The sequence below is a fragment of the Terriglobus tenax genome, from assembly GCF_025685395.1.
Taxonomy (GTDB): domain Bacteria; phylum Acidobacteriota; class Terriglobia; order Terriglobales; family Acidobacteriaceae; genus Terriglobus; species Terriglobus tenax.
Map to the genome: position 1 here is coordinate 1,013,137 of NZ_JAGSYA010000004.1, position 25,506 is coordinate 1,038,642.

Annotated in this window: 15 protein-coding genes; 3 read left to right on the forward strand and 12 right to left on the reverse strand. The window is 57.3% G+C overall.

Features of this window, described 5'->3' with window-relative positions:
* Positions 1–2: 2 nt before the first annotated feature.
* The 4 genes from OHL13_RS09750 to OHL13_RS09765 all read right to left on the reverse strand — a co-directional run bounded on the left by OHL13_RS09750 (position 3) and on the right by OHL13_RS09765 (position 8,174).
* Positions 3–1,583 carry a M20/M25/M40 family metallo-hydrolase gene (locus OHL13_RS09750; RefSeq protein WP_263409936.1) on the reverse strand — a complete coding sequence of 527 codons (1,581 nt, stop codon included), beginning with the start codon at positions 1,581–1,583 and terminating at the stop codon, positions 3–5.
* 122 nt (positions 1,584–1,705) lie between these two features.
* Positions 1,706–2,974, reverse strand: coding sequence for a hypothetical protein (locus tag OHL13_RS09755; protein ID WP_263409937.1), 1,269 nt, complete (start codon positions 2,972–2,974; stop codon positions 1,706–1,708).
* A gap of 131 nt (positions 2,975–3,105) precedes the next feature.
* Positions 3,106–6,480 carry a TonB-dependent receptor gene (locus tag OHL13_RS09760; protein WP_263409938.1) on the reverse strand — a complete coding sequence of 1,125 codons (3,375 nt, stop codon included), beginning with the start codon at positions 6,478–6,480 and terminating at the stop codon, positions 3,106–3,108.
* Between the two features lie 173 nt (positions 6,481–6,653).
* Complete coding sequence (locus OHL13_RS09765; protein ID WP_263409939.1) at positions 6,654–8,174, reverse strand: ABC transporter permease; 1,521 nt, start codon at positions 8,172–8,174, stop codon at positions 6,654–6,656.
* 381 nt (positions 8,175–8,555) lie between these two features.
* Between OHL13_RS09765 and OHL13_RS09770 the strand changes: the two genes are divergently transcribed.
* Positions 8,556–9,074 carry an Lrp/AsnC family transcriptional regulator gene (locus OHL13_RS09770; protein WP_263409940.1) on the forward strand — a complete coding sequence of 173 codons (519 nt, stop codon included), beginning with the start codon at positions 8,556–8,558 and terminating at the stop codon, positions 9,072–9,074.
* 288 nt (positions 9,075–9,362) lie between these two features.
* Here the strand turns inward: OHL13_RS09770 and ald are convergent, their stop codons facing one another.
* The 4 genes from ald to OHL13_RS18625 form a co-directional block, all read right to left on the reverse strand.
* Entirely contained in the window at positions 9,363–10,478 is a 1,116-nt protein-coding gene (gene ald, locus OHL13_RS09775) for an alanine dehydrogenase (RefSeq protein ID WP_263409941.1), read from the reverse strand.
* Between the two features lie 263 nt (positions 10,479–10,741).
* Positions 10,742–11,314, reverse strand: a complete 573-nt coding sequence (locus tag OHL13_RS09780) for a porin family protein (protein WP_263409942.1) — start codon at positions 11,312–11,314, stop codon at positions 10,742–10,744.
* Between the two features lie 17 nt (positions 11,315–11,331).
* The gene (locus tag OHL13_RS09785; protein ID WP_263409943.1) at positions 11,332–13,533 is read right to left on the reverse strand and encodes an NHL domain-containing protein; all 2,202 of its coding nucleotides are present in this window, start codon (positions 13,531–13,533) and stop codon (positions 11,332–11,334) included.
* 80 nt (positions 13,534–13,613) lie between these two features.
* Positions 13,614–15,734: a DNRLRE domain-containing protein gene (locus tag OHL13_RS18625; protein ID WP_449649497.1), complete on the reverse strand. Its 2,121-nt coding sequence runs from the start codon at positions 15,732–15,734 to the stop codon at positions 13,614–13,616.
* Positions 15,735–15,819: 85 nt separating this feature from the next.
* Between OHL13_RS18625 and OHL13_RS09800 the strand changes: the two genes are divergently transcribed.
* On the forward strand, positions 15,820–18,012 hold the full coding sequence (locus OHL13_RS09800) for a tetratricopeptide repeat protein (protein WP_263409944.1): 2,193 nt from the start codon (positions 15,820–15,822) through the stop codon (positions 18,010–18,012).
* A 5-nt stretch (positions 18,013–18,017) separates the two neighbouring features.
* Here the strand turns inward: OHL13_RS09800 and OHL13_RS09805 are convergent, their stop codons facing one another.
* The 4 genes from OHL13_RS09805 to OHL13_RS09820 all read right to left on the reverse strand — a co-directional run bounded on the left by OHL13_RS09805 (position 18,018) and on the right by OHL13_RS09820 (position 25,072).
* Complete coding sequence (locus OHL13_RS09805; protein ID WP_263409945.1) at positions 18,018–19,076, reverse strand: bifunctional glycosyltransferase family 2/GtrA family protein; 1,059 nt, start codon at positions 19,074–19,076, stop codon at positions 18,018–18,020.
* A 122-nt stretch (positions 19,077–19,198) separates the two neighbouring features.
* Positions 19,199–20,671, reverse strand: a complete 1,473-nt coding sequence (locus OHL13_RS09810) for an efflux transporter outer membrane subunit (RefSeq protein WP_263409946.1) — start codon at positions 20,669–20,671, stop codon at positions 19,199–19,201.
* On the reverse strand, positions 20,658–21,911 hold the full coding sequence (locus OHL13_RS09815; protein ID WP_263409947.1) for an efflux RND transporter periplasmic adaptor subunit: 1,254 nt from the start codon (positions 21,909–21,911) through the stop codon (positions 20,658–20,660). The genes OHL13_RS09810 and OHL13_RS09815 overlap by 14 nt, the downstream gene beginning before the upstream one ends.
* Positions 21,908–25,072, reverse strand: coding sequence for an efflux RND transporter permease subunit (locus tag OHL13_RS09820; protein WP_263409948.1), 3,165 nt, complete (start codon positions 25,070–25,072; stop codon positions 21,908–21,910). Before OHL13_RS09820 ends, OHL13_RS09815 begins: the two co-directional genes overlap by 4 nt.
* A gap of 120 nt (positions 25,073–25,192) precedes the next feature.
* On the opposite strand from OHL13_RS09820, the gene OHL13_RS09825 reads away from it, so the two are divergent.
* Positions 25,193–25,474 carry an ArsR/SmtB family transcription factor gene (locus tag OHL13_RS09825; RefSeq protein ID WP_263409949.1) on the forward strand — a complete coding sequence of 94 codons (282 nt, stop codon included), beginning with the start codon at positions 25,193–25,195 and terminating at the stop codon, positions 25,472–25,474.
* Positions 25,475–25,506: the final 32 nt, after the last annotated feature.

Genomic DNA, 25,506 nt, shown 5'->3' on the forward strand with positions numbered 1-25,506 from the left:
AACTACTTACGCCCGCTCTTTGTGGGAACGGTGGTTGTATGTGCGAAGTTGTAGATGATCTCCGCGATGGACTTCTCAGCGGCGGCCATACCGAGGGTCTTGCCTGCACCCTCAATGACGTAATACTCGTTTGCCGCGTGGGCGCGTCCACCGGTACCGACGCGGGCTCCTGCGATGGGAAGACCAAGCGGCTTGATGTTCGGATCGCCCTGTTCGGCGTTGGTGAACAGGTAACCCGGCCATGCACCGGCACCCGCTGAATCCATCAGGATGGAATCGCCATCGGCACGTTCGCGAGGAGGCAGGCCGAAGTGCGCGCTCATCTGGTCCACTGAGTGCGCGATGTCGGTGTCGTATGACATCTTCGACCATGGCTGATCGCCGACGAAGTGGATGTCGACATCCTTGTAGCCGTTCTTGTCCAGCTGCGCGCGCAGCTTCTTCAGGATGTCTGCCGAGTGCATGTTCGGGATGTAGCGGATGCTGTGCTTCGACGTGATCTTGTTCGGGAGGATCGCGCCCGAACCGTTGGCATACATGTTGCCGCCCCAGATGCCGTCGAGATTGAACGCCGTACCGTGACGGGACATCATGGTCATCTTCAGAGGATCATCGGCGATGAAGCGGGCTACGCCGATATTCTCGGCGGTCTTCTTCAGGTCGACCTTCTTAGCAGCATTCTCCAGCAGCTTCTGTTCCGATGCATTGAGCGGAGCGATGCCGTCGTTGAATCCGTCAATCATCGGGGTATTGCCGTCCTTCGAGGTGAGCGAAGCAAGCATCTGGATGTGGCGCCATGCCGGGCTGTCCACCGAGCGCTTGAAGATGCCGTGGATATCGGAGACGGTAGGACCGCGGCCCCACTTGGTGCCGCTGGTGGTCAGCTCCACATACATCAGGCCTTCCGAGCCGCCGCCGCCAAGCATGGCATCGGCGTCCTTGAAGAGCTCAGGGTGCGATGTGACGAACTTGCGCAGACCCATGGACATGCGCTCTTCGTCACCTTCGGCAACGAAGATCAGGTTGACGGGAAGCTTGCCCAACGCTTCCTTCATCGACATGATCGCGTTGTACTGCGTGATCTCGGGTCCCTTCGTGTTGGTCGCACCACGGCCAACGAGTACCTTCTTAATCGCGGGGTCGATGCCGGCGGTCTTACCGTCGACGATGCGGCCTTCGAATGGAGGAGCTACCCAAAGGTCAGGCTGCGTGACCGGCATGGTGTCATACATCCAATAAACAACCAGCGTCTTTGGCTGCCCTTCATCGCAGTGGGCGTACACAACGGGATTGCCGGGTTGGCCCCACTCCGTCATGCCCATGTCGTAGACCTTCGACTCTTGGCAGCCGAGGCGATCGAACATGCCCTTCACCATCTCGGCCGTCTCCGGAATGCCCTCGCCGGAGTTGGAGATGGAGGGCTGCTGAATCATCTTCTGAAAGGCTTCCACGTGATCGTCAATGTGGTCATCGATGTACTTGAAGACCTTCTTCAGATCCTCGGGCTCTTTCGACAAATCAATCTTCTGCGTCTCATCGCCATAGGGACGAATGCCAAGCTTTGGCTTCGTTTGTGTCGCCACCTTCGAGGCTTCTTTGCTCTTACAGCCCGCCACGCAAAGGGTAAGTCCCATTCCGAGCAGACACGCCGTTACTTTTGCTGAACGCATTTTCTCTCTCCTTCAGACAAACCGCCGATATGCTGCTATTGCACCCATGGATACGTGCTGGGTTGCTGCTGAGCCCAATTCCTATAAACCTTCCAACGCCGCTCGTCGTCGGCTGGTGCTTCCCCCTGCGGCAGTGCTTTCCGCAACAGACCGGGCGCAATGGTGTAGGTAACCACGTAGCTGCGAAACTCGTTCAGGTACTTCAGCGTTTCAAAGTAGTGGTCCATCAGGACCTGCTTTTCCAGAGCCTCACCTGTCCGCACAAACTCCATCTCGCCATTCATGTAACCGCGGACGATGACCGGGATTGCCGGCTCCAGCTGATGCATCAACTCTTCCACCTGGATATGCCGCTCCAGGTCCTTGCACTTCAGGCCGGCAAGCGGACAAAGCTCTTCGCGTTCAAAGCGCAGGCGCTGCTCATCGCGAAATGCAACTTCTCCGGCAAGCGTTGCCGCACCTTCTGACAGAAAGGACTGTGGGCTATAGCTTGGCTGTACAGAAAATTCCACGCGATGCGCTGCCTGGACCAGGCTGTCGTCTACCGTCATGTTGAACAGGTGATGTCCGGGATAGGTTTCGTGACAAGCGAGGTCCAGCAGGCTGTTGATGGTCACCGGGTAATCTGCGTTGATCGAGATCTGGCTGTGGTGCTTTCCCTGGTAACGGCTGAATCCTACCCACGGCTTATCGCCTGTCAGTTCAAGCGCAATCGACTCATCCGCGGGGAGCGTTACATGCTTTTGTGTCTGCTGCCGACAACCTGCAATCGCGCGCTCTACCGTTGGGCGCAACTTAGTTACCGGGACGGCATACTGCGCTTCAAACGCGTTATAGCGAGCGGCGAGCGGTCCTTTGCCAGGGAGCAACTCGTTGAGCCTGGAACGAACGGAAGCGAGCGTTTGCTCCTCCAGATGCTCGGGAATCTTTGTCTCGAAGGAGCATGCAATCTCCTGATCAAAGGTCGAGTGGGCTCCTGCCAGATATGCTGAGCGGCATGCGATGGCATGCAATTGGCGCAGCAGAAAATCTTTGCGAGTTACCGCAGGTTCAGCATCCGCCGGCAGATGCGTCAGCGAGGTAATCAATGCCGTGGCGTCCCGATGGATCTGAGAGGTGGACGGCGCCTGCTTGCGTATATCCGCGACCCAATCTGCTGGACCGACGTAGTAATCGATCGAGTCCGGATCATGCTCTCCAAGCGCCACTGCCAGACGGATATAGGTGCGCGCCGCCGCATCAAGGCTGAATGCCTCGCGCGTTGGAGCGTTATGACCGAAACATCCTTCGAGGAGCAACGCCATACCAGACACCAACAGGAGATTGCGAAGATACAGAGGTACAGAAAACTTCACGACAAGACTTCCGGAGAATGAGGGGTGATCCAGCGGCATTGCCTGGGGTTGCAGGCAATGCCGCCGTGTGTTGGTTGCTGTTAGAAGAGAATACGAACCGCCGCCTGCAACTGACGTGGGTCGTATGCGTTGGTGATCTGGCCGAAGGTACCGGTGTAGGTGCTTGGGTTCAGAATCGTGGTGGCGTTGGTTGGCAGCTGAGCGGAAGCACTGAACGGGTTGAAGAAGTTCGGACGGTTCGGCAGGTTGAACGTCTCCAGGCGGAACTGGGCACCGATCCGCTCAGTGAACTTGACCTGGCGCGCCAGCGTTACATCCAACTGGAGGTTGTCCGGTCCAATCACCGTGTTGCGCCGGGTATTGCCGAATACGGCAGAGTTCGGCTCCTGGAACGCAGCGATATTGAACCATTGCTTGACCGTCTTTGGTCCTGCATTCGGATCGCCAACCGTATTCGGACGATCTGCTCCAGCAAAGGTAAGAGAGCGGTTTGTTGCTGCGCTTGTGATGGTGAACGGACGTCCGGTTTGGTAAGCGAAGATACCGGAGAGCTGGAATCCGCCAAAGATAGCTGCAGACAAGCCATGGTTCAGGAAGGGCTTGTTTTTGCCGAAGGGCAATTCTGCAACAGGGCTGAAGACGATCCGGTGCTTGACGTTGAAGTCCGAGAGGCTATACTCCAGACGTTTATCCCGCGGGTCCTGGTAGTTGCCCGACGAGTTGCTGCCGCTACCGGTGCCACCGGCGTAATCGAGCGACTTGGCCCAGGTATAGGCAAAGAGGAACGAGACGCCGTCCTTCAGGTTCTTGCGGACGCTGGTCTGCAGTGAATTGAAGTTGGAGCTGTTCGCGTTCTCAGCATAGGTAATGTTGCCGAACTTAGGATCGGGACGTGCTGCCTGGTTGCGCGTAGTTACGCTCAGAGGTACGGTGTTGATATTACGAGCCTGAGGAAGTTTCGTTCCCTTTGACCCGACATAGTTAATCTCTGCCACGATGCTGGTGGTGAGCTGTTGCTGCACTCCCAGGCTATACATCTGCACATAGGTCTCAGACTGCTTTGGCTCCGCACCAAATGCAGTGTAGAAGCCAGGGGTTCCGCTCCCGGAGAACACAGTCGCCAGGGGGATGGACGTACCAGAGGTTACACTCGCCGCGGTGAAGGTCTGCGGTGTGCGGACAGGAACCTGTGTATTGGCGCTGATGTACTGGTTGAACTGAATTGGGCCGTTGTAGAAGACACCATAGCCTCCCTTGACGACAGTCGTCTCCTTGCTGAACGGCTGCCAGGCTAAGCCAACACGCGGAGCAAAGTTGTTGTTGTCAAAGTTGTACAGGTACTTGAACTTCGGAGCGTTGACATCGACCAGCGCCAGCAGAGCAGGATCGGTCGGGTTAGGAACTCCCAGGCCGAGTTCGATGCGCTGCGTAGCCGGGTTGTAGCGCGACTGCACATTCTTCGAGTCGTACGCAGGAGAAGCATTCTCGTAGCGGATACCGAGATTCAGGGTCAGGTTCGGAAGGATCTTCCAGTCATCCATGGCATAGGCATAGAACGCGTAGTTGCCCATGTGGATGTTCGGAGCGACCGGATTTCTTGTTGCAGTCACAGGAATTCCGAGAAGAAGATCGGACATGGGATTGCCGGTCGTACCATAGCAACGCAGATTGGGATTGGTTGCGGGATCGCAGGAAGTTGCGGTCGCAGCGGTACCCGTATTGGAGTTTTGCCCCTGCGTGCTGCGGATGGTGGCGGAGTTGAACGCAAAAGCGCCGCGTCCGTTCTGGGTAAAGACTTCCGTCGTAATCGCGAGGAAGGTATCAAGGCCGAACTGGAAAGAGTGCTTGCCCTTCGTCCAGTTCACCGAGTCGTATGCTTCGTACTGGTTGAGCCACTGGTTCTGTGGAATGTTCGTGGGGCCGCCAAGCGTGGCGTAACCATTGACTGCCGTGTTCGGAAGTCCCCGGTTCTCAGGCGTTGGGTTGTTGAACACACCCGGGATTACAGGCAGATTGGACAAAGTTCTGTCCTCTGGGAAGCGAGGCATCTGGAAGCGGTTGTAGCCAAAGTTGAAGGTGTTCAGGAAGGTTGGGCTGAAGAGATGCGTTTCCTGCAGCGTGAGGAAGTGAACAATCTGGTTGAAGTCGCAACCGCCATACGGAATGGCAGCATTGCCGCAAAGGATATTGGAAGGCTGGTAGGTGGGATCGCGGAATTCATTGTAGCTTCCATGGACCGAGTCCTTGTCAGAGATCGTGTGGTCGATCTTGACGGTCCACTCGTCCATCTTCTCTACCTGGATGGCGCTGTAGGTGAAGTTGCTGCTCGGGTAAGCCGTTGTGGGGGTTGAGACCAGACCTGCGGGGCGGCCATTGCTTCCAGAAGGGAAGAAGGAGGCAATCTGCTGACCAAGCTGAGCGGAAGCACTTGTCCATTGCGGAATCTGCTTCAAGTCATATGTTCCGTCCGCGCTGCGTGTGAGCGGTTGCCCCGTGTATGGGTTGTAGAGCGCAGTCGTTCCAGGAAAGATTCCCGAGAGCATGCTGCTGCTCGGCACGGTAGCATTCTGCGTCGTCTGGCTGTTGACACGCTGACCTTCATAGCCAGCGAAGAAGAAGGTCTTGTCCTTGATGATGGGACCACCAAGCGTAGCGCCGAAGGTGTTCTGGCGGAAGGCCGGCTTACGTGCTCCGACCCGCGTGAAGTATGGCTTTGCGTTGGCGATTTCGTTGCGGATGAACTCATACACGCTACCGTGCAGAGCATTGGTACCGGACTTTTCAAGCACAACGACCTGAGCTCCGCTGTACTTGCCGTACTGCGCCGGATAGACGCCGGTCATCAGTTTGAACTCCTGGATCGTCTCCACGGAAGGACGATACGAGGGCTGCTGGGTGCCGATGGCGTCGTTATAGATGCCGTTGTAGGTAAACATGTTCGTCGCTTCGCCGGCTCCCGAAACGTTGAAGCCGCCGCGGAAGCCAAGGGTCGACGACTGACCTGCCGGAACCGCACCTGGAGACAGCAGAGCCAGCGAGTAGAACTGACGATTCGACAGGGGCATCTCGACGACCTTTTTGTTGTCGATCAACGCACCTGATTCAGACGATTCGGTCTGCGTGAGGTTCATGCTTGCCTCAACACTCACCGTCTCGTTGTTTGAACCGACGCTCAGCGTGACGTTCTGGGAGGCTGCCTGAGACACCGTCAGAACAATGTTGTTCAGCACTGTCTTACTGAAGCCTGGCGCGGAAACCTCTACCTGGTATGGTCCGGGCGGAAGGTTCTGCACGTCGTAGCGACCGTTGGAATCGTCGACCAGGGTGCGGGTTACGCCCGTTGCGGTATTGGTAACCACCACGGTTGCAGTCGTAATTGCAGCTCCCTGCGCATCAATGATCAGGCCTGAAAGAGAAGCATTCGTATCCTGGGCTTTCGCCGCAGGAAGAAGCATACCTGCGAGCAGGCACCCTCCGATGATGAGTCTAGCTGCTTGCTTATATCGCATAGGTTAGGCTCCAAATAATCTGTGTTGAGTACAGCTATCTATCGAACGATGACCACAACCAAGCTGGCCACATGGACAACAGTGTTCCTGAGCAACTCGAGAGGAAACCTGCCGGTTACTTACTCATACCGAAGCGATTCCATAGGCACGACCCGTGAAGCCTGTTTTGCCGGGTAGTACCCGAAAAAGATTCCAATCATCACCGAGATGAAAAACGATACAGCGATAGCTGGAAGCGAAATGTGGGTTGACCACTTGACCGACTGCGACAGCACCTGGGCCGCAACACATCCAAGCGTCACCCCGGCCACACCACCCGAAAGGGACAGTGCGACCGCCTCCAGCAAAAATTGATTCAGCACATCGCCCGTGCGTGCGCCGACCGCGCGGCGAATTCCGATCTCGCGAATTCGTTGCGAGACCGAGAGAAGCATGACGTTCATGATGCCGATGCCTCCCACGATGAGCGATACGGCAGCAATGCTGATCAGAAGAGCGGTCATGGTCGCGCTCGCCTGCTCCAGCGTTTTGCTCAACTGATCCAGCGTCACTTTTTCAAAGGTGCTGACGTTGCCAACCACCGCATGAGCAATCTCCGGCCGCATGCCGCCTTTTGCCAGCACCTTGCGTGCCTCTCCATTCACACCGAAGTCATCGGGGTCGGCCGCACCAATGTGGTGCCGCTGCCGCAGCAAGGCAGTGATCACCTTGGAGACGCGAGTCACGTCACCGGTGGATTCCGTGGTGACGGTAATGTTATCCAGGTAGTTGCGATGCAGCATCTGCTGCATCGCTGTGACAGGGATATAGATCGCGTCAAACTGATCGTCTCCCGCTGCCGGTTGAATCATCCAGCTCCCACTGCCGATGACGCCAACGACACGGAAGGTCTCGTCCTTGAGCACGATCTCTTTCCCTACGGGATCCTGATTGCCGAAGATCTTGTCACTGACGACCTTGCCGAGAACGGCTACGTGTTCCGCGCGCTCTTCTTCTTTCCTGGAAAAGAAGCGGCCATGCGGGAAGACCCAGGCTCTGCGAATCTGTGGCAGCGACGCTTCTTCTCCGTGCAGTGAGGTGAAGCCGGTTGCGTCTGCTGACCTGGCCAGAACATTCTCACGAATGCCGGAAGATACATACTGCACTCCCTTGATTGCGCGGATCGCGTTGGCATCGTCAATGGAGAGCGTTGTGGCTGCGCCTCTTCCGGCTGCAGCATCTCCGGGCCGCGGCATCAGACGCGTCTGCCGTCCATCGTGCTCTGTTGGAGCGACGGTTGGATCGATCGTGGAGCCTTCCTGCACCAGCATCAGACGCGGACGGCGCGAGACCTTCCAGGAGGCCAGGCGAAGTTTGGGCGGGCTAGAAAAAATGGCCTTCGGCTCCAGGGCAGCCGAAGGCCCCTCAACGCCATCTGCAGTGCCAAGCTCGAGCTTGACCCTGTAATTGCCAGAGGTCACAACCAGAAGATTCATCCCGGCGGCTCGGACCTGATCCTGAATAGCGGCCTGCGCACCCGTGCCTAACGCAATCATCGTTAGAACCGTCGCAATGCCTACTGTCATTCCGGTCATGGTCAGTGTCGTCTGAAGCTTGTTCTTCTTCAGAGCGCTCACTGCAACCGCCCAAGCATTTCCCATAAACAACCCCAACTCCGTCCAGTTCGGTACGACCTTGGCTGCGCATACACGAATGCGCTGGCACCGGCCTATCGATAGATAAGGCGGACACAAATTCCGGCACGGCTACGCCGCTGCTGCACAAGAACAGAAACTGCTTTCAATTACCCAAGGTTCGAGCTCGATCCGGCACAACGGTGGCCGGATACACGTAGACCTTCCACACTTTCATTGGCAAGCCGGAAGGCAAACTGCAAGTGAGACACGTGGTCCTTAGAAGATGAGAGGGTTGCGAGCTTCTTCGTCGGACTTATGATTTACAGATTTTTTACTGGGTACGATTGCAACTCTAACCAAACTTATGAGCACAACGTTTGCAAATACCGTGGTACATTGCACGCAATGAGCAATTTTCGAGCAAGGAAGTCTGCAGCTTCACACAAAACTAGCGATGCGACGCTGGATGAACTCGATATCGCCATACTCAGGATTTTGCAGCACAAAGGACGCGCAACCAATGAAGAGGTTGGCGACGCTGTCGGGCTTTCACCTTCTGCAGCCTCGCGACGTATTCATTCGCTTGAAGAGCGCGGCATCATTACGGGCTACCAGGCAACGGTCGACAGCAAGGCCCTGGGAGCTGAGATCACAGTGTTCGTAAGAATTACGCTGGAACGACAAACAGCCGCGGTTTTACAGGCGTTTGACGTACGTATCCGGCGCTGCAATGGCGTAATTTCATGCCATCTGATGGCAGGCGATTACGACTACATGCTGCAGGTCAAGGTCGCCGACATCATGGACTATGAACGCTTCCATCAGCAGGAGTTGTCGCGTCTTCCAGGTGTGCGCCGCATTGAGTCCAGCTTTGCCGTTCGCAATGTTTTCGAACGGGAACTCGACATTCGTGACCCAAGTTAGCGGGCACAGATCATGCTTGCTATGACCAGCACTTACAGAATTAGTGCGCAATTTACGCCATAGGTGCAAAAAACTCTATCACGCTATTGAAAAAACTAATCAACGGCGAAGAGCGATGAATGCACGCAGTTCTCACTTCCAAGTTGCTCAACGCAGTCGCATAACCGGGCCGCGCACAGCATCCTCAACGTGGCTGTGATTCTTGCTTTCAGTTTCGAGCGATTACCGGGAGATTAAGGCGGAAACACCGCGCTGTCAAGCAGTACGACGTTTCCGCCCGGAAAGGGACTAGTTCAGGCACTCGATGGCAGGCTTCCAGGAGCGGCCCTGCGATTCAGCGACCGGAGCACAGGTGAGCACTCCATTGTGTGTGTTAAGCCCCTTGCGCAGGCCTGAAGAGTTCTTCAAGGCTTCCAGGGCACCCTGCTCCGCCATGTTGAGCACGTAGGGGAAGGTAGCGTTGGTCAGAGCGAGCGTTGACGTATTGGGCACAGCTGCCGGCATGTTCGTAACGCAGTAGTGGACGACACCATCGACTACATAGGAGGGAGCCGTGTGTGTCGTAGGCACAGCGGTCTCAATGCAGCCGCCCTGGTCAATGGCGACATCCACAATCACGGCGCCTTTCTTCATTCCCTTCACCATGGCCGCGGTCAAGAGCTTAGGCGCCGATGCTCCGGGGATGAGAACGCCACCAATCAACAGGTCGCTCTTGGCCGCGGCATTCGCGATGTTCCAGGAGTTCGAAGCCAGAGTGCGCAGACGTCCGCCGAAGATATCATCCAGCTGGCGAAGGCGGTTGAGGTTCTTGTCGACAATAGTGACATTGGCACCCATGCCCAGTGCGATCTTTGCGGCGTTGGTACCGACGATGCCTCCACCCAGGATGCAGACTTCTCCGGGAGGAACCCCAGGAACGCCGCCCAGCAGCAGGCCGCGTCCATCGTTGCCATGCTGCAGGAAAGATGCGCCGACCTGCACGGAGAGCCGGCCCGCGACCTCCGACATGGGCACCAGCAAAGGAAGTGCTCCCGCACTGTCTTCTACTGTTTCGTAAGCAATCGCCGTGACCCTGGACTCAAGCAGCTTCTCGGTCAACTCGGGGATGGGTGCAAGGTGCAGATAAGTAAACAACACCAGGCCCGGACGGAAGTGGCCGTACTCGGAGGGCACAGGCTCTTTCACCTTCACGACCATCTCAGCGCGCTGCCATACTTCGTCCGCCGTAGCAACGATCGTGGCTCCTGCAGCGAGATACTCTTCATCCGGAAACGCGGAGAGCAGGCCGGCATTCTTTTCTACCAGTAGCTGATTGCCTCGCTCGACCAGTTCCTTTACGCCGGCTGGGGTGATGCCGACGCGTGTTTCGAGATTCTTGACTTCCTTGGGGACTCCGATAAGCATGCTTATTTCACCTTTCGGAAGCGATCATAAAGACAAGGAAGAAGCGTTAGCTTGCAAAATAGCTCTACGAATGGGTATTACACGCACAATATGTGCACAAAGAAGCGCATTTGACGCCTAAGAGCAGCATCAGAAGGTAGAAAACATGGGGCTGACGCTGCGGCGCACCAGCGAAAGCTGCCTGAAGGCAGGTTCGCTGGTGTGTCGCACTTGCAGATGGAGAAAAGGAAGAACCGGAGCAGGCCTCGGAATGAGGCGGCGTGTTATCGACCGAAGCGGACGACCACACCGGCGCCGAGACGCAGAGTGTTCTGCACGTTGTTCGTGCTGTTTGGCAATTGCGTTCTCAGCCATCCTGCATCGAGCAGGCGAAGACTGGTGTGCCGTGTGAGCGCGTAATCCACGCCTCCATTCAACTGAAGTGCAAAGCTGTTCTCGTCCGACTTCGCACCAAAGGTATTTGGGAAGAGGCTGTTGAATCCGTAAGCCTGACCAATCAGCGCCTGCCCATAGAGCGAAAGCTTCCGGTTGCTGTGCCAGCGGTACCGCGGACCGAAGGTGGCCGTTACCAGGGCAAGAGGAACACCGCTGGAACCGATGGAGTTGGTATGGCCTCCGCTGACATCGGCAGCGATGCCGAATCCTTTGTAGAGATTCGCACCCAGTTCAATGGAACCTCCCTGCATCCAGAAGCTCTGCGTCGTGTTGGCCTTGATGGAACGCTGGGCAAGGTAAGTTACGCCAAGGTCGAGGCGCGGTGCGGACTGAGCAAGGGCGGACAGCGAAAGTGCGCCGAGAATGCCCGGCAGTGCGATCGAACGAAGGTATAGTTTCACGAGCGTCGGTCTCCTTCTCACTGCACCACCAGCCTGACGCTTACGGTGCGCTGCAGTGTCTGCGACCCCGTCCCCTGGGCGGTGGCAGTAACGTTGATGGTGTAGGTCTGCTGCTGCTGGCCAAAGAATCCATTACCGCTACCGCAGCCCGAGAGTCCCGCAGCCGCCGCAAGCGCGGCCAGAAAGACAAAGCCGTGGAGCAGGCTCTTCATCCGGTGGGTGCTGTTGCGCATACGTCCGGCAAATGGCAGCAGAAGCAGAGCGGCAGCAAAAGTTCCTCCTCCAAACAACTGCATACGATGCATTGCGGAGGTGCTTGCCGTCTGCACCTTCATCGTGAAGGTTGCGGGACTTGCGCCAAGCGTGAGGGTGGATGGAGAGAAGGTCGCAGACGCTCCCGGCGGAAGCCCGGTTGCCGAGAAGATAATCGGGAACGAGAAGGGACCGTTGAGCGGTGCGATCCTGAAGCTAAACGTACCGGCCTGCCCTGGAATGACCGTCAGGTCGAAGCCGGATCCACCCGGAACCGCTGGGTCGGGCTGCAGCGTGAAGTTGAAGTCCGTGACAAATTGCGTGAGAGCATTGGAAGTACTCCCGCCAAAGTTCGCATCGCCCGCATAAACAGCCGTGATGAGATGCGTTCCTGCACTCAGTGATGTCGTGGTCAAGGTCGCAACATTCGCACTGAGAGGCTGCGTCCCCAAAAGCGCGCCGCCATCATAGAAGGAGACCAGGCCCGTCGCATTTCCCACGCCTTGCGGTGTCACCGTGGCTGACAGGGTAACTGCCTGTCCAAAGAGTGGTGTTGCAAGGCTGGAGGTGAGCGTTGTGAACGTGGTTGCCTGAGCGCCAGATCCGGTCAATAGAATCGACTGCGAGGTAACGCCATTGCCACCGAAGACAACAGAGCCCGAAGCTGGGCCCACCGCAGTGGGAAGGAAGGCGACGTTTTGGGTGCAGCTTGCGCCGGCAGACAGCGCGATGGGAGGCGCCGGGCAGGTGCCTCCACCGGTCGTGGTAAAGGCCCCGGTAAATGTGATGGAGCTGACAGCGATGGAAGCAGTGCCGGTATTAGCAAGCGTTACCGGCTGCCCCGTGGAAATAACGCCGACGGCCTGGCTGGTAAAGGAGAAGGTGGGCAGCGCGGCCAGGCGAACACGCTGGTTACTCGTATCGGCGATGGCAACGTTGCCGAGGGCATCCGTTCCGACGGCCCTGGGAGTATCGAACTCGGCCAATGTTGCCGTGCCGTTGTCTCCGCCAAATCCCTGAGTCCCGTCGCCGGCTGCCGTAGCGATGGTGCTGCCGCTTACCTTGCGAATGCGATTGTTGTTGCTGTCTGCGATGTAGACGTTGCCGGTAGCATCCACGCTGACGCCTGTCGGACGCGACAGGAACGCTGCTGCTGCATTTCCGCCATCACCACCATCCGCACCAGAAAAAGTAACCGGGCCACCGCCCGCAAGCGTTGTGATGGTGCCACCGCTGACCTTACGAATCCGCTGATTGTGACGGTCAGCGATATAAAGAGCGCCCGTTGTATCCACGGCCACGCCGGTTGGTGAATCGAGCGAAGCAGAGGTAGCGGCGCCACCGTCCCCCGCGAAGAGCTGTTCCCCGTTGCCGGCGATGGTCGAGATGGTTCCACCGCTGACCCGGCGGATGCGCTGGTTGTTCGTATCCGCGATATAGAGGTTGCCGTTCGCATCAACGGCGATACCGCTGGGCAACGAAAGAGCCGCAACGGTCGCTGAACCTCCGTCACCGGAGAAACCGCTGACTCCCGTACCCGCAACCGTTGTTATGGTTCCATTGCTGACCCGGCGAATGCGGTGGTTATGCGAGTCTGCGATGTAGAGGTTGCCGCTGGCATCAACAGCAATACCTGCGGGGGTATCCAGTTGCGCAGCGGTCGCACTGCCTCCGTCACCGGAGAAGCCGGCTGAACCGTTGCCCGCTATCGTGAGGATGTTGCCACTGCTCTTCAGCACTTCCCGGACAACGTGGTTATTGGCATCTGCGAGAAACAGGTTGCCGTTGGCGTCGTATGCAACGGCCGCAGGGGAGGCAAGCGTAGCCGCGGTTGCGGCTGCGTTGTCGCCGGTATAACCAACCGATCCATTGCCTGCGCCGGAGCTAATGGTTGTGCCTGGCGAAACGGAAAGGATTCCCTGGGCATGTGCCAGCAGAGGGCTGACGCACAGAAGTGCGATCGCCATAACCGGCCGGCGCTGAAGGAATCGGAATGTCGCTTTTCTCACCCACATATCTGCACAGACTCCACGTTTTGGGCTGCGCATTACTGGCAGACGAAATCAAAGATAATTGCCTGGTTGCCGCCCGTTGCAGGAAGATCCTGCTTCAAAGCAATCAGATCGCCGGCGGCTGCCGATGTCGTAATCGAGCAGCTTTGCGTCGTACTGCCCGAAGCTGCGGCGGTGGTGCAGCTAGGCGTATCGCTGCTGTACGCGGTAAATGTACCGAGGTTGGTGGCCGTGGTGAAAGTGGCCTTCCCTAACGTAAATGTCGCCGCCTGAGGTATGTAATGTGTGATGTTGAGAGTGACCGTGCATGCGGAGGGAACATACGTCACCTGCGATGACGTGAGGCTATTACTTGATCCTGCATTGGGCCAAAGACTGGCATAGGAGGAAGCCGTCGAATTCGAGGTCTTGACCGAATACATCCGAGGAATGACCGCGGAACTGCCGCCACTGGAACCCGCCGGTCCCTGTGGACCGATAGCGCCCGTAGCTCCGGTAGCACCCGCGGGGCCAACCAGTCCCTGAGCTCCCTGCGACGCCAGAACAGCCCAGTAGGCGTTGGATCCGCTTGAGGGCAGCGCATGCCCAAGGTTGCCATTCACCAGGGAGACATACGTTTGGTAAAAGTTTGTGTCGCTGACGACCTGGTTCTGCAGGTACGTGGTTGAGAACGAATAGACGCCTTGATAGGAGACCGTCCCCGTCGCCCCGGTGGCACCTGTCGCTCCGGTTACACCCTGAATACCCTGCGCGCCGGTTGTACCAGTATTACCGGTAACACCCTGTACGCCCTGAATACCCTGTACACCCTGCAGGCCTGTCGGACCTGTAATTCCAGTGGCTCCGGTAGCTCCCTGCTGCGCCAGAAGAGCCCAGGTTGTGCCCGATCCAGCAACATCGATGGCCGGATTGACGTTCAGATTTGTAAACATGGCAATGTACGAAGAGCCATTCAGAGAAACCGCATCGCCGGCCACATATACTGTTGAGCTGCTCCAGAGACCCTGGAAACTGATGGGCGCGCCAGTCGCTCCGGTGGCACCCGTAGCACCGGTGGCACCCGTGATACCTGTAGCTCCAGTGGCTCCCGTGACCCCGGTAACGCCTTGAATACCCTGAATACCCTGTGCGCCCGTGGGACCAGTCGCACCCGTAGCTCCAGTTACACCCTGAATGCCTTGTGCTCCCGTAGGACCAGTTGGTCCCACCGCTCCGGTTACGCCCTGAATACCCTGGATGCCTTGCGCGCCGGTTGCGCCAACGGCTCCGGTCGCTCCTGTGACACCCTGCAGGCCCTGGGCGCCCACTGCTCCGGTTACACCTGGAATGCCCTGGATACCCTGCGCACCCGTTACACCCTGGACGCCCTGAATCCCTTGAGAACCCTGGGGGCCTTGCGGGCCGATAGCACCTGTGGCGCCGGTCGCGCCCATGGAAGTAATCGTAACGTCCAGCATGGCCCCATGCCCTGTCTGATCATTCTCCTTGCTATCCAGTACATAGCTGCCAGTCGAAGAGAGGTTGAAACCGAAGTTCGAGGCAGGGGCCGTCAGCCATGCCTGCACGGTCGAGGTCACATCGAAGGTGACATATTGGCCCGCGCTTGCAGGCCCTGCGACCACGGTCACCGCTGCATTCGCCGGCAGGGTGGAATAGGTGATGCTGCTTTCTGCCCATGCTCCACTGTTTGCCGCAAGAGAAAGGGTTCCTGCCGTATTGACGCGATTGACGAAGACTGTCAGCGTTGCCCGGCTCACCTGAGATGCGGTCAGTCCGGCGGGCAGAGTCGAAAGGTCAAACTGCACAAGCGACTGGCTGTTGGAGCCCACATAGAGGTTTGACTGGTACCCCTGATTCACCCCGCTGCGCACAGAGTTCACGCTGGCATCTGCAGTAACCGGAAGAGTTGCGGCACGCAAGGAAGTGGCAGAGATGGCAAGCAGGCAGAAAACAAAACCACGAGACGCAAAAAGACGCATGCAAGGACCTTTAAGGCAGGGCAAGGGGATACAAGGGGATGCCCCGAAAATTCTGATACCAGGGAAACAGCTATATGTTTGCAACCCGACTATAGCAGTGAATGAATTTTTGTCGATGGAGTTTCTACGATATCTTTCGCAAAGCCATCCGAACATCGCACAGGATAAAGATGGCATCGCAGAAGCTGAATGCGATAATTGAGGCGCTCCGGCAGGCCTGGGTATGCCGATTGGCTGTCCAGCCACGTGGATTTTCTTTTCGATGAATCGTTTGCATGCACTTTTACAAAAGCGTTGGCTCTGGTTTGCGGCCGTTGGACTTGCCGTTCTGCTCACTTACTCAAACTCCTTCCACAATGACTTTGAGTTCGATGACTTTCACACCGTCGTCAATAATCCGGCGATCCGGAGTCTGAAGAACATTCCGCGCTTCTTCACCGACGCGACCACCTTCAGCGTGTTGCCCACAAACAGGACATACCGTCCTGTTGTCTCAACCACGCTGGCGCTGGATTATGCACTCGGTGGATACAAGCCGTTGTGGTTCCATGTTTCGACCTTCGTCGTCTATCTGGCGCAGCTTGCGGCCATGTTCCTGTTCTTCCGAACGCTGCTGCGGCGCATTTCGTCAGACCCACGGAGTGATCTCGCGGCGATTCTCGCCGTTGCCTGGTATGGTTTGCATCCGGCCATGGCGGAGACCGTGAACTACATCATCCAACGGGGAGACATCTATTCCACCGCGGGCGTCGTGGTCTCGCTGGCGCTTTACGCGGCAAAACCTTCCTGGCGACGCACCGGGCTCTATCTGCTGCCATTTGGCCTGGCGCTACTCTCCAAGCCACCGGCAATTGTGATGGTTGCCCTGCTGCCACTGTATGTCGCCATGTTTGAGACGACCGCTCCCAGGTGGAGAAGCAGCCTGCTCGCGGCTGTTCCGGTAGCAGCGACTGGCGCTGCCCTGATGTGGCTTCAGGCTGCCATGACGCCGAAGACGTATGCACCTTCCACGCTTTCCAACTACTCCTACTGCATCACGCAGCCCTTTGTGTTGATGCGATACTTTGCCAGCTTCTTTCTGCCGTTGCATCTTGGCATCGACTCTGACCTGAAGGCCTTTGACGGTCTTTCTGCCAAGACGTTCCTCGGGTTTGTGTTCGTGGCCGCGTTACTCGTCATCATCTGGCGGACCGCTCGCACACGCGGCGGCTTGCCCATCGCTTACGGACTGGCCTGGTTCCTGATCGCTTCGGTTCCGACATCGGTCTATCGGCTCTCCGAAGTCGAGAATGATCACCGCATGTACATGCCGTTTGTCGGGCTGACCCTGGCTGTCACGTGGAGCGCTTATCTTTGCCTGCGGCGCCTGTTTGCGATTTCGCCTTCAGGAATAGCCAGGAAAGCGGTCGCGGCCGCTCTACTTCTGCTGCTTGGCTCCTATGCGTATGGAGCGCATTTGCGCAATGCGGTATGGCATGACGATCTGTCCGTGTGGAAGGACAATGTCGAAAAGAACCCTGAAAACGGCCGTGGCCTGATGAACTATGGGCTGGCGCTGATGGGACGCGGGCAGTTCCCGCAGGCCATGGAGCTCTTCCATCGTGCAGAGGCCTACACGCCGAACTATCCGAGCCTTGAGATCAATCTGGGCGTTGTCAGCGGTGTGATGGGCCTGCCGGAGACACGCGCCCATTTCGAACGGGCTATCCGGCTGGCGCCGACGGATGATCAGACCCACATGTTTTTTGGGCAATGGCTCATGCGGACCGGTCAACTGCCGGAAGCCATTACCCAGTTGCAGACTGCCGCAAGCCTCAACCCCGCACGCACCGATATTGCCGAAGCTCTGCATCGTGCACAGGCGTTGCAGGCATCTGCCTTGCATAATCCTGCCGGCGGGGGCGCGGACGCATGGATTAGCACGTCCCTGGCGCGCTACCAGGCACGCGATTACATGGGATCGATTGATGCCGCTCAGCAGGCGCTGAAGCTCAACCCCAATCTTGCGGCAGCGTACAACAACATCGGCGCAAGTTACGCTGCCATGGGCCGCTGGAACGATGCGATTGAAGCCGACCAGAAAGCCATTGGCCTGGACCCGTCGCTGGAGATTGCGCGCAATAACCTCAAAGCTGCGCAGGTTGCCGTAAACGCGCAGCAGCCAAATGGAAACACCGCTGCCGCAACGCCGGAACAGCTTGTGGAACAGTCGCTCCACCTGTACCAGGCGGGGGACTACCGCGGCAGCATCCGTGCGGCCCAGGCCGCGCTGAAACTGCAGCCGCGCATGGCGCAGGCATGGAACAACATTGCGGCAGCCCATGCAGCGATGCGTGAATGGGATGCCGCAATTTCTGCAGCCCAGAATGCGATTCGGCTAGATCCTTCGCTGCAGATTGCGAAGAACAACCTGGCATGGGCCATCCGCGAGAAACAAAAGCAGACGGCCAGGTAGCCGTGCTACCTCTCTTTATTGCGGCGGAAAACAAAGGTCCGTTGGACGGAGAAGCTGACCAGGCTCAACAGAACGTCGACGACCAGTTTTATGGCGATCACGTTCCAGCCAAGGTACTGGTGTACGGAACGGATCAACAGGTAGCTAACACCTGCAATCGCCGCGGCCAGCACATAGTAGCGCCAGATGGTTCCCTTCACCGACGCGCTGCTATGAAAGACGAACTTCTTGTTGAGCGCGAAGTTGACCAGCGAACTCAACCGCCCGACCGCAACACTGATGCCAATGCTGTGCGTCACGGAAAATGCTGCGGTAAACCCGATAAAATCGATTCCCGCGGCAATCAGCGAAGAAACGTAAAACCGCACCAGAACGAAGTAAATCCGCATGGAGTCGCGGACCGGATCAAAATGCGAGGAGCGGTTTCCTTCAATGTAGACCGTTTCGATCGGCACCTCGAACGGGATGCTTCCCTGCCGGCACAGACTGGCAAGCACCGTCATTTCGTACTCATACCGCTCGCCATCCAGCGTCAGTAACTCGGGCACAAGCTTCCGCGAGAACCCTCGCAGGCCGGTCTGTGTATCCGACACGTTGACACCCGTCAGGAAGCGAAAGATCTTCTTCGTCAGCGCATTCCCCCAACGGCTCCGCAAGGGTACATCTCCTGAGAAAGCACGCACACCAAGCACGGTGCGGTCCGGAATTTTCAGGATGGCGTCCGCTACCTTGGCGATATCTTCGGGGCGATGCTGTCCGTCCGCATCGGCAGTCACTACAGCCTCGATCTCAGGAAGAGAGGTCAACACATAATTGAACGCTGTCTTCAGAGCACGTCCCTTCCCCAGGTTCACAGCGTGGGTAAGCACATGCACTCTGCTCAATGCCTGAAGGGCCGCGAAGACCTGCTCCGCTGCCGCATCACTTCCATCATCCACCAGCACAATTGCCCCAAATCCGAACTCGCCAAGACGACGGACGAGAGGCACCAACTGTTCAGAAGGCTGCCAGGCAGGGATGATGAGAGCCACGTGCTCAAAGGGTGAGGCTTTTATCGACGTCATATCAGAAGCAGGAACAGGTGGCAGTCCGAAGGACTCCTAACTGCCACCTATTATCCAGACGATATGAATTGTTGCACAGCTCAAAGTTTCCACAGTTCCGTACGGGCTGAACTGGCCGGTCTTTATCGCCATCCACCGCCCAGCGCTGCGTACAGCTGTACCAGCGATGCGGCCTCCCGTTCTTTTCCCTGCGCCAGTTGAAGCTGTGCATCGTAAAGCCGCGTGTCCGTTGTCAGCACCTCAAGATAGCTGGTGTTGCCACCGGAATAGCGGATCTTTGCGAGCCGCACGGCATCTTCCGCCGCCTTGACCTGGTCTGCCTTACGCTCTGTGTAATGCCTGGTCTCGGCATATGCAGCCAGACCGTTCGACACATCCTTCAGCGCATTCAAAATGGACTTCTGGTAGGCAAGCAGCATCTCCTGCTGCTGCGCCTTTGAATAGCGATAGTTGCTCCGTATGCGACCGCCGCTGAAGACAGGTTGCGTTACCGAGCCTGCCGCGTACCAGTACGTGCTTCCACCGGCGAAGATGGAGCTCAACTGGTTGCTTGCAGCACCCCCCATACTTGTCAGCGATAGCTGAGGAAAGTACTGGGCACGCGCCACACCAATGCGCGCGTTGGCGGCAACCAGCCTCTGCTCCGCCTGCTGGATATCGGCACGGCGCTCCAACAGGGAGGAAGGAATCCCTACGGGCACTTCCTCCGGGTGAGTTTGTCCGGCGATATCCAACCCGCGGACGATGTCCCCGGGAGATTTCCCCAGCAGCACGCTCAGGGCATTCTCTTCCACCGCAACCTGACGGCGAATCTCCGGAAGATTGGCGCGGGCAGCCTCGTAAAGCTCTTCCGCCTGCCGCAAATCGGCCCTTGAAGCCGCACCGCCACGCTCCAACGCTTGTGTGAGCTTGACGGAATCTTCACGGGCCGCGATGGTTGCCGTGGTGATCTGCTGTTGTGCATCCAGGCTGCGCAGACGGAAATAGCTCTCCGCAACGGACTGAATGAGAGATACCCGGACAGCCCTGCGGCCCCACTCACTTCCAAGCACCTCAGCACGAGCAGCCTCAGTCTGCCGGCGATAAAGCCCCCAGAAGTCAAGGTTCCACGCAGCCGAAGCGCTTGGACCTCCGCCATTGAAGAAGGACGACTTGGGAGTTCCATTGTCGTTGTTGCCGACCAATGCGGAGGGAGCTTGCAATGCGGAGTAGCTGCCCCCTGCCGACACCGATGGCAGCTGCTGCGACCGGACGACGCCGAGCTGCGCCTGGGCCTCGAGCACGCGCTGAGCCGCAATCTTATAGTCAAGATTGTTCTCCAGTGCCCGCTGCACCAATTCTTTCAGAACCGCGTCATTGAAGATCGTGGTCCAGTCGTTTTCCGCAAACGAGGCCGGAGCCTCCACCTCGGCAATGTCCGGAGCCAGCTTTCCTTTGAACTCCGCCGGCGCATTGACGATGGGACGCTTATAGTCCGGCCCGACCTTGCAGCCCACCGTCAAAGCCACTAGCAGAGTCCAGATCGCGGCTTTCCCGATCGTTCTTACCTTTTCGTCTTTGAAGTTCTTCTGCATCGCATCCTCAGCGTGTCTCAACCGTTTGTCCTTCGTGAAGCAGATCACTTGGACTGGCCACCATGGCATCCGACTTGGTGACACCACTGATGACCTCCACTTCATTGCCCATATCTTTGCCAATGACAACGGGAACGAAGTGGATTGTCTTTCCATCGCGAACCGTTACTACGTGCGGCCCTGTTTGATCGATGACCAGAGAGCTTGTAGGAACGATAAGAGCCGTTTTGGGCTCAGGAAGAATGAACTTCACTTCGGCATACATTCCAGGCAACAAGGAGCCGTCGCGATTGTCGATCTGCAATTCAACCTGCAGCGTGCGAGCCGCATTGTTGAGGGCGTCCGCGCTGCGAACGATGGTCCCGGTGTAGGTGCGGCCAACGCGTTCATTGACGGTCAGCGAAGCCTGCTGACCAGCCTTGATATTGACCGACTGCGACTGCGGCACGTCCACACGAATGCGAAGCGTGCTTCCCTGCGCGATGGAGAAGAGCGGCTTACCGCTGCCATTGCTGCCTCCACGCACCAAGTCACCCTGCTCCACATTTCGCTCTGTAATCACTCCATCAAATGGAGCGACCACCCGTTCAAACCCCTGCATCTGCTGCAGGCGGGCGACGTTTGCCTGGTTGGCTTTCTGGTTTGCCGCAGCCGCTGCAATATTTGCAGAAGCCGCTGCCACATCCGCCTGACGGGCATTGTGTGCCTGGATGGCTTCATCCACAATCTGCTGCGAAATGGCATGTTGTTCGCCGAGCGGGATATCGCGCTCCCTGGTCAGGCGCGCCAACTCTTCGTTGGCCCTGGCCTGGGCGAGCGCCGCCTTTGCCTGCTCCAGAGAGGCATCCGCCTGGGCAAGGCTGGCCTTTGCCTGCAGCAACTGCTGGTCCACTTCAGGAGACGCAATGATGGCGAGCAGGTCGCCCGCCTTCACGTGCGATCCAATATCAACCGAGCGGCGCTGCAGGTACCCTTCCGTCCGTGCAAACACCGCAGCGGAGTACATCGCTTCCACGTTGCCCGGCAGCAACAGTTCCGAGGTCGCCTGGCCTTCCTTCGGACTTACCAGCGAGACATGCGGATGCGTTACCGGTGATTCGTTGGTGGCAGCCAGCGCTTCATGGGCGCGCGTTATGCGCGGAACCACTCCGATGGCCACAAGAGCCGCCGCAATGACGCTTCCAGTTGCGATGATGCGAGCTTTGCCTTTTGCCGAGGCATGGTTCTTAGGGGATGAGTTGGTATCAAGTTGCCGTGTCATACAGCCTCCTGTGAAGATGTTTTGCGCCCGTGAATCAGGCTGAACATAAGTGGTACAAAGAAGAGCGTTGCGAAGGTTGCGACGGACAATCCGCCGATCACAGCCCGGGCAAGCGGTGCATTCTGCTCGCCGCCTTCGCCCATTCCCAGGGCCATTGGAAGCATGCCGACGATCATGGCGAAGGCCGTCATCAGAATGGGACGAAGCCGTGTATAGCCTGCCCGAATGGCTGCTTCCCCCGGAGCCACTCCTTCCGCCAACAACCCGTTCGCAAAGGTAACCAGAAGAATCGAATTGGCTGTCGCTACGCCAACCGACATAATGGCGCCCATAAGGCTTGGAACATTGAAGGTTGTCTGCGTCAGGAACAAGGCCCACACAATGCCGCAGAAAGCACCCGGCAATGCGCAGATGATGATGAACGGATCAAGCCAGCTCTGATAATTGACAACCATCAGCAGATATACCAGCAGGGCTGCAAATGCCAGGCCAAGACCCAGCCGGCTGAAGGCTTCGTTCATGCTCTCCACCTGGCCACGGACGATGATCTTCGTTCCGGCGGGCAGGTTCCTGCTCTCTTCATTCACGATTTTTTGAACTCGTGCGGCGACGGACCCAAGATCACTGTCCTGCGTGTTGGCGTAGATATCGAAGACTGGGGCTCCGTTGTGATGGTTGATCACAAGCGGCATGACCGCCGGCTTCAACGTAGCGAGATTGCTCAGAAGCTGCGTCCGATTGTCCGCCGTGTGCATCGGAATCGGCGTATTCTCCAGCGCATTGATGGAGTTCAGACGATACTGCGGCGTCTGTGCGGCCACCATGTACGTAATGCCCATCTTCGGGTCGAGCCAGAAATTCGGCAGTACGGCAGCACTGGAGCTGAGCGAGATATAGAGGCTGTTCGCCACATCCTGTTGCGTCAGGCCAAACTGCGCGGCCTTGACGCGATCAATATCCAGATGAAGATCAGGAGCATCCACAACCTGGTGCATGTGTACATCCACCAACCCTGGAACACCCGCGATCCGCTCACGAACACGCTTCGCAAGTTCATAGTTGGCGGGGTCGTAGCCCTGCACCTGCACATCAATCGGCGACGGAAGACCGAAGTTCAGAATCTGCGTGACGATGTCGGCAGGCTGAAAGAAGAAGGTGAGGTCCGGAAAATCCTTCTGGAGCTTCGACCGAAGCTGCTTCGTGTATGCCTCGCCCGAGCCATGGTGATCGGGTTTCAGCGCGATCAGGATCTCTCCGTCTCCACTTCCGACCGTGGCTCCATCTCCAAAGGCATAGTTGAACGTCTCGGGGCTGAGGCCGATGTTGTCGATCATCAACTCCATATCGCTTGCAGGAATCACCTTCCGGATTTCATCTTCGACCTGGCTGAAGATGACCTTGGTCGCTTCGATACGAGTGCCCGGCATGGCGCGCACATGAAGACGCAGCTGCCCGGAGTCAACCGACGGGAAGAAGTCGCGGCCGACAAAAGGAGCCACCACGAAAGCGCTGGCCATTACAGCAACGGAGGCGTAGAGCGTCACCTTACGATGCCGCAGCACTGCGCGAAGAGCTTCCGTATACCGCGACTGGAACCAGTCATATCCCTGGTTGAAGCGCAGGTGGATCCGGCGGAAGATCGAGACTTTGCCTGTCGCGGTCAAGCTGTCGTCCTCAATCTCGTGCTCTGCTCCCAGCAGGAAGTTGACGAGCACCGGGACCAGGGTGCGCGACAGCAGATACGACGCCATCATGGCGAAGACAACGGCCAGCGCCATCGGGGTGAACAGATACTTGGCCGGTCCGGTGAGGAAGACCACCGATACAAACACAATGCAGATGGTCAGGGTTGAGACAAAGGTTGGCGTTGCAATTTCCGATGCGCCGACCAACACCGCTTCGCGCAGAGGCTGCCCGTGCATGTGCCTGTGAATGTTCTCAATCGTCACTGTTGCGTCATCCACCAGAATGCCGATTGCAAGTGCAAGCCCACCAAGTGTCATGGTGTTCATCGTCTGCCCCATTGCGCCGAGCACGATGATGGAGCTGAGAATCGACAGCGGGATGGAGATAGCGATAATCAGCGTGCTTCTCCAGCTGCCAAGGAAGAGGAGAATCATCAACGCCGTCAGACAGGCCGCGATCAGACCTTCCCGCAATACGCCCTCGATTGAAGCCCGCACGAAGAGCGACTGGTCAAACAGTTCCGTGATCTTCAGTCCCTTTGGAGCAGCAGCTCTGGAAACAGGCAAAACATCGTTCTTGATCTGCTTCACGATATCCAGAGTCGACACGGAGCCTGTCTTCATGACCGAGAGCAGGACGCCGGGCTTGCCGTCTGTTCTGGATGCATTTTGCTGAACACCCCACCCGTCGCGTACATGCGCAATATCCCGCATGTACACGATGGATCCGTTTACGGTCTTCACCGGTACATTGTTGAGCGACAAGGCATCCACGGGGCTGGAGTTGGTGCTGACCGTGTATTCGCGATTGCCTATTTTCGTGGTGCCTGAAGGCAGCGTTACATTCTGCGCGTTGATCGCATTCGTAACGTCAATGGGCGTGATCCCCTTCGCATTCAGGGCGTTCTGGTCCATGTCCACCATGATCTGGCGGGCAACGCCACCATATGGAGCCGGCAACAGTGTTCCTGGAACGGTTGAAAGCTGCTGACGCACGCGAAACAGTCCGTAGTCATACAGTTGCGACTCCGACAAGGTATCGCTGGAGAGCGATAGCTGAATAATCGGGATCGTTGAGGCACTAAAACGCAGAATCCACGGCGGATTGACGCCTGGGGGCATGCGGAAGCGAATCGAGTTTACAGCCGCGCCCACCTGGGACATGGCAGCATCAATCCGAACCTGCGGCTGAAACGATATCTTGATTACGCTTGCGCCCGCGACCGTTTGCGAATCAATGGCTTTTACATCATTGACGACCGCCATCACAAACTCACTGAAGGTCGTAACGCGGTTCTCCATCTCTTTTGCAGGCAGGCCGTTATAGGACCAGATCACCGTCACGACCGGAATGTCGATGTTCGGGAAGATGTCGGTCGGGGTTGTTGCAATTGACGAGAAACCGAGCACCAGAATAAGAATCGACGCCACGATAAATGTGTAAGGGCGGTCGAGTGCAAGGCGGACTATCCACATAACGGCGTCTCCATAATGCGATGACTTTTCTTGTCGCGAGTATTTTGATGCGCGTCGAATTACTTGGATTCAACTTCCTGCATTGGTGGCGTTTTGTGCAAGAAACGCGTCTAATTAGGCATGAGCAAGATGAAGGACAAAGAAGCGGCCCAGATCGCAAAAGCACTTGGAGACCCCAACCGGCTTGCTATCTATAAGCAGATCGCGCGCGGTGAAGAACTCTTTTGCGGGGAGATTTGTGAGAAGCATTCGATCTCGCCTGCGACAATCTCTCATCATCTCAAGGTGCTGTCTGAACTCGACCTCATCTCTTCACGCAAAGAGGGGCTGAATGTGTACTACCGCTCAGTTCCGGCAACCATGGCCGCCTATCAAAAATATCTTTCTGAGATAGCTGGATAAAATTTGTCGCAATACAAAGGCCGCACGTGATG

What these genes read in the sequence shown, in the direction of transcription:
- OHL13_RS09755 (WP_263409937.1), bottom strand. Translation starts at nt 2,974, where the DNA reads ATGGCGTTGCTCCTCGAAGGATGTTTCGGTCATAACGCTCCAACGCGC.
- OHL13_RS09800 (WP_263409944.1), top strand. Translation starts at nt 15,820, where the DNA reads ATGAATCGTTTGCATGCACTTTTACAAAAGCGTTGGCTCTGGTTTGCG.
- OHL13_RS09785 (WP_263409943.1), bottom strand. Translation starts at nt 13,533, where the DNA reads ATGGCGATCGCACTTCTGTGCGTCAGCCCTCTGCTGGCACATGCCCAG.
- OHL13_RS09805 (WP_263409945.1), bottom strand. Translation starts at nt 19,076, where the DNA reads ATGACGTCGATAAAAGCCTCACCCTTTGAGCACGTGGCTCTCATCATC.
- OHL13_RS09820 (WP_263409948.1), bottom strand. Translation starts at nt 25,072, where the DNA reads ATGTGGATAGTCCGCCTTGCACTCGACCGCCCTTACACATTTATCGTG.
- OHL13_RS09815 (WP_263409947.1), bottom strand. Translation starts at nt 21,911, where the DNA reads ATGACACGGCAACTTGATACCAACTCATCCCCTAAGAACCATGCCTCG.
- OHL13_RS09825 (WP_263409949.1), top strand. Translation starts at nt 25,193, where the DNA reads ATGAGCAAGATGAAGGACAAAGAAGCGGCCCAGATCGCAAAAGCACTT.
- OHL13_RS09765 (WP_263409939.1), bottom strand. Translation starts at nt 8,174, where the DNA reads ATGGGAAATGCTTGGGCGGTTGCAGTGAGCGCTCTGAAGAAGAACAAG.
- OHL13_RS18625 (WP_449649497.1), bottom strand. Translation starts at nt 15,734, where the DNA reads ATGCCATCTTTATCCTGTGCGATGTTCGGATGGCTTTGCGAAAGATAT.
- ald (WP_263409941.1), bottom strand. Translation starts at nt 10,478, where the DNA reads ATGCTTATCGGAGTCCCCAAGGAAGTCAAGAATCTCGAAACACGCGTC.
- OHL13_RS09760 (WP_263409938.1), bottom strand. Translation starts at nt 6,480, where the DNA reads ATGCTTCTTCCTGCGGCGAAAGCCCAGGATACGAATGCTTCTCTTTCA.
- OHL13_RS09770 (WP_263409940.1), top strand. Translation starts at nt 8,556, where the DNA reads ATGAGCAATTTTCGAGCAAGGAAGTCTGCAGCTTCACACAAAACTAGC.